2 protein-coding genes and 1 pseudogene are annotated in these 8,358 nt (G+C 53.3%); 2 read left to right on the forward strand and 1 reads right to left on the reverse strand.

The window, feature by feature from the left end:
* A pseudogene (locus ACJROR_RS14910) lies at nucleotides 1-5,380 on the forward strand (hypothetical protein); the annotation flags it as partial.
* Between the two features lie 250 nt (nucleotides 5,381-5,630).
* Here ACJROR_RS14910 and purU read toward each other — a convergent pair.
* Nucleotides 5,631-6,476: a formyltetrahydrofolate deformylase gene (gene purU, locus ACJROR_RS14915; RefSeq protein WP_406547784.1), complete on the reverse strand. Its 846-nt coding sequence runs from the start codon at nucleotides 6,474-6,476 to the stop codon at nucleotides 5,631-5,633.
* A gap of 320 nt (nucleotides 6,477-6,796) precedes the next feature.
* Between purU and ACJROR_RS14920 the strand changes: the two genes are divergently transcribed.
* Nucleotides 6,797-8,358, forward strand: a 1,562-nt coding sequence (locus ACJROR_RS14920; RefSeq protein ID WP_406547785.1) for a sigma-54-dependent transcriptional regulator, incomplete at its 3' end; no start/stop codon positions are given.

The raw sequence follows: 8,358 nt of genomic DNA on the forward strand, positions 1-8,358 counted from the left end.
GGAGCCTCAGCCGGAGCCTCAGCCGGAGCCTCAGCCCGAACCTGAACCGGAGCCTCAGCCTGAACCGGAACCTCAGCCCGAACCTGAGCCTCAGCCGGAACCCGAGCCCGAACCTGAACCTGAACCTGAACCTGAGCCTTCCACCAAGCTCTCTGTCCAGATTATCGACGGTTATCTGGAGAATGCCCAGGTATACGTGGATCTGAACCGCAACTATGAATGGGATGAAAACGAACCCAGCGGCAATACCGATATTGACGGCAAGGTGACCTTTGATATCCCTGACACCCAGCTTGTTGATGCTGATGGCAACAGGATTAAGAATCTCAAGGTTATTGCCAAATCAGCCAAAGGCTCCAAGAACCATGTATTCGGCACGGAAACCGAGCTTAAGCAGAATATGGTGCTTTCCAGCAATGTATTCCTGCCCGATGCCGCTGATGCCGGAGACTCTGATGCTCCTCAGGTAAATGTGGTATCCCCGTTCACCACTCTGGCAGACATGGCTATTAGCAATGAGACTGCAGCCACCCTGACTGAGGATGACTACAGGGATCAGATTGCCACCATTGCTTCCGGTATCGGAGTTAATGATGCCGATGTTGTTACCGGCAACTATAACGGTTACGCCAGTGAAGCCAATATCAAGGCCATGGTAGCCGGCGAGCTTCTGGTAAGAACCAATCTCATGCCGCAGAACGAAGCTGCCATGCAGAATGTTTCTGAGAACACCAAGAGCACCACGGAATCCATTGTCCGCGATATTGCGCAGTATAAGGTCAATACCGAGGCTGCCGTTCATATCATTAAGAATGCCGCTCAGGAAGGCGGCAACGTTTCTGCCAATGTGGTGGGAGCTTTGGAAGCCGCTGAGGCCAAGCTGGGATCAGCATTCCGGACTATTACCTCAGGCGGCACCGATGAATGGCGCTGCGGCGTAACCCGTGACAACAATGTGTTCTGCTGGGGCAATAATTCCTGGGCTACTCTGGGAGATCCCTCACTTTATGACAGTGTGGTTGACGGATCCCATGGCCTTGACGGCACCCAGTATCCGGATAATTTCAGCGCCACTCCGGTAGCGGTGAAGATCAAGGACAAGGACGGCAATTTTGTGCCGCTTTCCAACGTGAAGAGCGTGGCAGTAGCTCCTGTCCATGCTTGCGCTGTTACCTATGCCGGAGAGCTTTATTGCTGGGGGCACAACTACTGGGGGCAGCTGGGTGTTATTCCTGAAGATGAGGAGATTACTGAGGATAAGGAGCGCTTTGCCTATGCTCAGAAGGTGCTTGCAGGCGAGCAGGAATCCAAGTCCGGATACCTTACGGATGTGGAAGAGGCAGCGCTGGGACAGGATCATACCTGCGCTCTTATGAAGGACGGCTCTGTTTACTGCTGGGGCAAGAATTTCTCCTATCAGCTGGGCGGCGATTATCCGGAGCATACCAAGACCAAAGAACACAGGATGAACATGTCCGGTCAGATTGATATTACTGACTTCCAGAAATATGTCATGCTGCCGGTGAAGGTGAAGTTCCCGGATTCCGTGGCTCGGGTCACTGCTGTGAGAAGCGGTTACTGGGCTCACTGCGCTCTGGTGGAAAATGTCGACAAGACCGACAAGCACAATCTTTACTGCTGGGGCAGCGATCATACGGTAACCATTTCCAAGAACAAGGAACAGTACCGCACAGACTTTGAGGCGAAGTATGCCGGCAAGATTAAGCGGAATGATCCTAACGAGGTGTACAAATGGGACGAACCTTGGAACTGGCTGATGTACGAGGACTCCGGATCGTATACGCCCATTTACGGTCAGCCGGTAACTCTGATGAGATCCATCAATGGTACCGAAATTGAGGACGTTAAAGATGTTGCCATTACAAACTTTGATGGTAATATTTACATGCTCATGAGGCCTGAACATGCTCCGGGAGATCCTGAGGAGCCCGGGGTATACGGACTTTACGGCACCTGGGGGCCCGAGTTCTGGCTCCATTACAATTTTGACGATCTTTTCGATGATGACGAAACCGCAGTGCGAATCTATTCCGGCGTCGAGGACGAGATTCTCTACGTGCTGTCGTCATCCGGCAGGGTAATCTTCAGCGGAACCAACAGGTATGGTATGGCTGGTCAGGGTGATAATTTCGGGCTCAGAGATAATGTGTGGCGGATGCCGATACTTGATCCCAAGGGATATAAGCGGCTAAAAGATGTAACGGAGCTTTCTGTTGCCAAGCGTTCGGTATGCGCTACTACCACCACCTACGGCGCTGACCCTTCTCAGATTGATTACGGCTTCTATTGCTGGGGCTCCTCCACCTTCGGACAGATGGGCTGGGATAATGGCGATAACGGCTTCTCCTATGCTGAAACCGTGGCCGTCTGGGATGGCGCTGCCAATGAGTATTTTGACAAGCCCACCAGAATAGAAAAGCTGCCGAAGAAGATCTGCATGTTTGATCCGGCTGACACTTCTTGCAGCGCGGCACAGGATCCGGAACATGGAGATCAGGAGGAGATCCCTGAGGTTATCGAGAATCCTATTGAGTCCAACAGCGTCTGGTATGAGCCTACCGGAAGAGTTAATGCGGGCAAGGTGTTTGTAGACAGATCCGCAAGCATTCCCGAGAGCTGTCAGGTTCCTGCTAATTCCATAATTATCAAGACAGATTTCTACGATCGTGTTTATGTGCATGGCGCCGGGAGCTGGTCAGATACCTTCGGAGATTGGCCGGGAACCAGAGCTACAAAAGTAGAGGGCTGCAAGAACGAGGTCTATGCCGTGCCGATTCCGGAGGGCTACGATCCTGAAAACGAAGGGGAGGGCATTATCAGGGTTAATGATGGCGAGCTTTTCTACTATGCCACCGATGATTATGAGCCCGTCCCTCTTGACAGTCCGTGCTTTGCCATGACCAGCACCAGCGAAGGCAGCTTTGTTTCCGCTATGGACTGCGGCGTCCGTGTTGAGGGCGCTGTGCTGGAGGATGATGTCTATGTCTACAGCGAGAAGACCGGGAAGACTCTCCGGAACGGGGATGTCATCAGGATTAACCAGAAGGATGCTGAGGAAGGCTCCGGGGCTTTGGAGCTAACCCTGATCATGTCCGGCCCCGGTGTTACCAGTCAGAGCTCCGGCACTTTCTGGTTTGATGACGGCAATGAGTCTTCCGATCCCCAGAAGTTTATCAATGGCGAAATCATTGAACTCGGGAGCAAGATCAACCTGGCCATCAACGAAGATCAGGCGGTAACCCTGCACGTCAAATACAACGACGCGGAAGCTGTTTATCCGGTTAAGAAATGGTATGACACCAAGGATGAGACCTGCCGCATGAATAAGCAGGAGGAAACTCTCGGCGCCATCTACTCTCCGGAACAGACGGTATTCCGTGTCTGGTCTCCGGATTCCTCTGATGTGGTATTGAATCTCAACGGCGACAGCTATCCCATGACTCTCACCGAAATAGCCTGCTATGACCATATCTATGAGGTTACGGTTCCGGGGGATCAGGTCTGGGGCAGCTACAGCTTCGTGATTAACGGTCAGGATGTACGGGATCCTTACGGCAAGACCAGGGACGATAATAACTGGGAAAATCATACCATTCTGGATATGAGCGCCACGGAGCCTGAGGGCGGCTGGGTTGAGAGACCGGCTTTGAACTCCCGTACCGATGCCATTATTTACGGCACCCACGTGCGCGATTTCACCATCAGCGAGACATCCGGTGTTTCTCAGGAAAACCGCGGCATGTACTTGGGCATGGTGGAAACCGGTACCCGGTATAACGATCCGGAGACCGGCGGCATCGCCGTAACGGGCATTGATCATCTCAAGGAACTGGGGATAACCCATATTCAGCTCCAGCCCATTATGGATTTCTCCACCTGTTCCTGGACGAATGCGCAGGATCCTGACTGCTACAACTTCGGCTATGACGTGCATAACTTCAATGTGCCTGCGGATTACTTCTCCGCTGCTGCCATGAGGGGCGAGGATCAGGTTGCCAGGATCAGGGAAGTCAAGACCATGATTAACGAATTCCATAAGAACGGCATTCGGGTAATCCTGGAAATTCCTTACGGCCATGTGTATGACGACATGCTGTCCCGCATCACCGGAAAGTACTTTATAAACCCGGATGCGCAGTGGGTCGGCTACACCTTAAATGCTGACAACAGCATGGTGTGGACGATGATCCGCGATTCCATGGACTACTGGGTGAGCGAGTACCATATTGACGGCATCAAGGTGGCCAATGCCGGAGACTTCAGCGTGAAGGACTTCTCTGACTGGGCGGAGTACCTGAACAGACAGCATCCCGATGCCAATCTGATTGTTTACGGCGATGCTCAGGGGCAAATTTATGAGGATCAGGAGCTCATAGATAATCCGGTGCGCTACGGCACTATCTATCAGCAGTCTCAGGATGCTCATGCCGGTGTTCTGCGTGCCAGGTATCGGAACTGTCTCACCGCAGGCGGAGACTATAGTCAGAGCGCCTTTATCTTCGGAGATGTAAACCAGGGCTGGGATGGCAACGGCTATGACGAGAACGAGAACTGGTTTGAAGAAAACAGCAGTTGCATGCTTAACGGCATGAGAGCCGGCGTGCGTTCACCTGATGCTCCCGCTCCTGCAGATGTGTGGATGGCTGCTCAGGGCTTTGGCGAACCGGATCAGTCGATGGCCTTTGTTTCCACTCACAGCGGAGCTACTCTCAGGGATCGCATTGCCACGTATGTGGGTAATGACGGTCTCCCTAAGGATGATGACTTAGTCTGGATGCAGATGCAGTCTCTGGCCCAAGGCGCCGTGCTTCTGAGTCAGGGCATTCCGGTCATTTACGGCGGTGATGAGTTCGGCCGTTCTAAAATGGCCGCCGAGGACTTCAACAACACCGATATGACCACCACTGGAGCCAATGACTTTGACTGGAGTCTTAAAACCACGTACTGGGGCAAGGTCAGCGCCTATACTGCCGGCCTCATCAAGCTCAGAAAAGCTCATCCGGCTTTCCGCATGACCAATGCCGGAGATATTCTTGAGGGAGTTAAGCTCGATTATGACACCCTTAATGACTATCCGACTCAGAGTCTGGTGGCCTTCGATATTGACGGCTCCCGGGCCGGAGATTCCTGGTCCCGGATTAAGGTGGTAATGTCCAGCGATCCTAACAATGATCCCCGGAATATTCTGAATGCTGAGGGCATGGTGCGCGTCGGCTGCGAGATGGCTCTGGATATCCCTGATGCTCAGCAAGGCGACTTCCCGTTATGGGGTCTCCAGAGCACTGATAACTGTTCTGTTCCTCAGGATCAGATTCAGGGGCCTTCCATCACCATTCTGGCGGAACCTCAGCAGGAGTAACAGCTCAGATGAAGCTCTGAAGCTTCATTAAGAGAAGACCGGTCTTTAACAGGGCCGGTTTTTTTATGTTCCTCTGACAATCAGAGTCGGCATATCCGGGGACAAAGTTTCCAGGGGAGAAGTTTGGCAGGGAACGATCTTAATCTTAAAGAGGCAAAGCGAAAGACTGTAAATGAGCAAAGGAACAAGGGGACACGAGAAAGGATACCGCCGTGCATGCTGCTTAGAGGCCCGGCGGCGAGGCCTGAAATCAGAAGACCACGGTCTTATTGCCGTGAATGAATACCTTGTCCGCGATAACCCGGCTTAAGGCGCGATCCAGCACCATTCTTTCCACGTCCCGGCCGGCTCTGGCCATGGATTCGGCAGAGTAGTTGTGATTAACCTTGATAACGTCCTGAGCGATAATCGGGCCTTCATCGAGGCTTTCAGTTACGAAATGGGCGGTGGCTCCGATGATCTTAACCCCGCGGTCAAAGGCCTGCTGGTAGGGCTTGGCTCCCATGAAGGCCGGCAGGAAGGAATGGTGAATGTTGATCATCTTGCCCCGGGGAAAATGATTCACAAAATCCGGGGAGAGTATTCTCATGTACTTGGCCAGCACGATGTAATCGCTCTCGAACTTTGAGATGGCCTCCAGCATGCGCTTTTCATGCTCTTCCCGGGAGATCCCTTCGTGGCTTACCGTAACGTAGGTAATGCCGAACTTGGCGGTGAGATCCTCAAGAATGCTGTAGTTTCCGATCACCCCCACGATATCGATGGGCATGGCTCCGGAATAGCTTTTCATCAGGAGATCGCCGAGAACATGAGCCTCCTTGGTAACCAGAATCAGAATTTTTTTCCGGGTTTCCGGTTCCAGACGGCAGCGGCCGCCGGCGGGAATGGCAGCAAGAATTTCATTTACCATGCTGCTGCCGTTATCGCCCCCGAAATCGCCCTCGATTTCGGTTCTCATGAAAAACCGGCTGTCGCATTCGGAAACAAACTGATCGTTTTTTATAATGTTGAACTGGTGCCGGAAGCAGGCTCCGGTGATCATGGCAATGAGTCCCTTGGCATCCGGGCATTCGGTAAGGAGGATTCGGCGTTCCATTTGTATAACCTCTCACAATCAAAAAGCAGCGTTATTTTACCAGCATTATCCCTTTCTGAAAAATGAGATCCCGTTCCGGCCGGGTTTTTGCGAGAGAGCAGGGGGCGGAATTTCCCCGGGAAGTCCGGCGCTGAAACCGGAACCTCTTGTGTGACTCAGGTGGAAAAACAGGGCCTTAGGACAGTCCCTCTTCATGCTTAAGCTGTTTCTGTCCCGCTATAATGCCGGAAAACGTTTTTTATGCGGGAGAGCATGCTCTTTCTGAGGGTACCAGCCCTCCGGGGCGTTTTCCCTGCAAAACAGGGCTTCGGGTAGCGATTATGCTGGAAAATTACAAGGTCAGGGTTTTAATTGTTGAGGATTCGCAGTCCCTGAGCGCTGTTTATGCCGCCGTAGCCAGACAGCTGGAGGCGGCTGTGCGGGTGGCTGATACCGGCACCCAGGCCATGGCGATTATCGCTGAGTTTCAGCCGGAAATCATTCTTCTGGATCTGTGGCTGCCGGATGTCAAGGGGATGGATATCCTGCGCTATATTCAGAAGCAGGAGCTTAATATCGCCACCATCGTTATGACCTCCGACGGATCTGTGGATTATGCGGTGGAGTCCATGCGGCTGGGAGCCTATGATTTTCTGGAAAAGCCCATCAGCGCGGATCGCCTGCGCACCACCCTGAGCAACACTATCGAAAAGATCCGGCTGACGGCCCTGGCGGAGCCTTTTGTGCCCATGAGCAGCGGCTCCTGGGGGCTTATCGGAGAATCTCCGGCCATTAAGAGCGTTTATGACCGGATGAGCAGGGTGCGCTACTCTAATGCCTCGGTGTTCATTACCGGCGAAAGCGGCACCGGCAAGGAGGTTATCGCCAACGTCCTTCACGAAATGAATACCCGCAGAAATGGCCCCTTTGTGGCCATTAACTGCGCCGCCATTCCTCGGGAGCTTATGGAGAGCGAAATCTTCGGACACGTAAAAGGAGCGTTTACCGGAGCCTCCCAGGATCATCGGGGGGCGGTATCTCAGGCGGACGGGGGCACGCTTTTTCTGGACGAGCTCTGCGAAATGAGCATGGATCTCCAGTCCAAGTTTCTCCGCTTTCTGCAGAGCTCGGTTTTTCATAAGGTAGGTTCTGCCCGGGAAGAGAAGGTGGATGTCCGGATCATCTGCGCCACCAATAAGAATCCCATGGAGGAGATCCGGGCCGGGCGGTTCCGGGAAGATCTGTTCTACCGGCTTTATGTTATCCACATTCACCTGCCTCCCCTGAGACAGCGGGGCTTTGATGTGGTTCTTCTCGCTCGCTATTTCCTGAAAAAGTATGCCAAGGAGGAGAATAAAGGCTTTATCGGCTTTTCCAAGGATGCCGAGACCTACCTCATGCGGCGAACCTGGCCCGGCAACATCAGACAGCTGCAGAATATGGTGCATCAGGCGGTGGTGCTGAATTCCGGCGATGTCATGACCCGGGATATGCTGCCCCGGGACATGATGCAGGGAGAGGTTCCGGTAAACGAAAATGCCGTTACCTCCGACACCTTCATGAGAAATACCGGCAGCATTTACAACACTCCGGCGCAGTTTTTCTGTTACGCCAACAGCTACGGCGTGGGAACCGTGTGCTCCACAGATGCCGATTCCGGGGAGACAACCTATTATCAGGCAAATGCTGCGGTTACCCCGGATCTTGCAGCGGCGCCGGCTGAACCCCGGCCGGTTTCTGATAAGGCCCTGCCGGTTTCCGGAGGAGGGCCTGTGTTTTCCGTGGATCTCAGCCGGGGCGTTCCGGCTCTCTCCGAATTGGAAAAGCGTTACGTTCTGGAAATTCTCAGAAGAAACGGCGGCTCCGTATCCCGGACGGCGGAGGATCTTCGGGTGGCCCCGTC

Source organism: Succinimonas sp., assembly GCF_045225735.1.
GTDB lineage: Bacteria > Pseudomonadota > Gammaproteobacteria > Enterobacterales > Succinivibrionaceae > Succinimonas.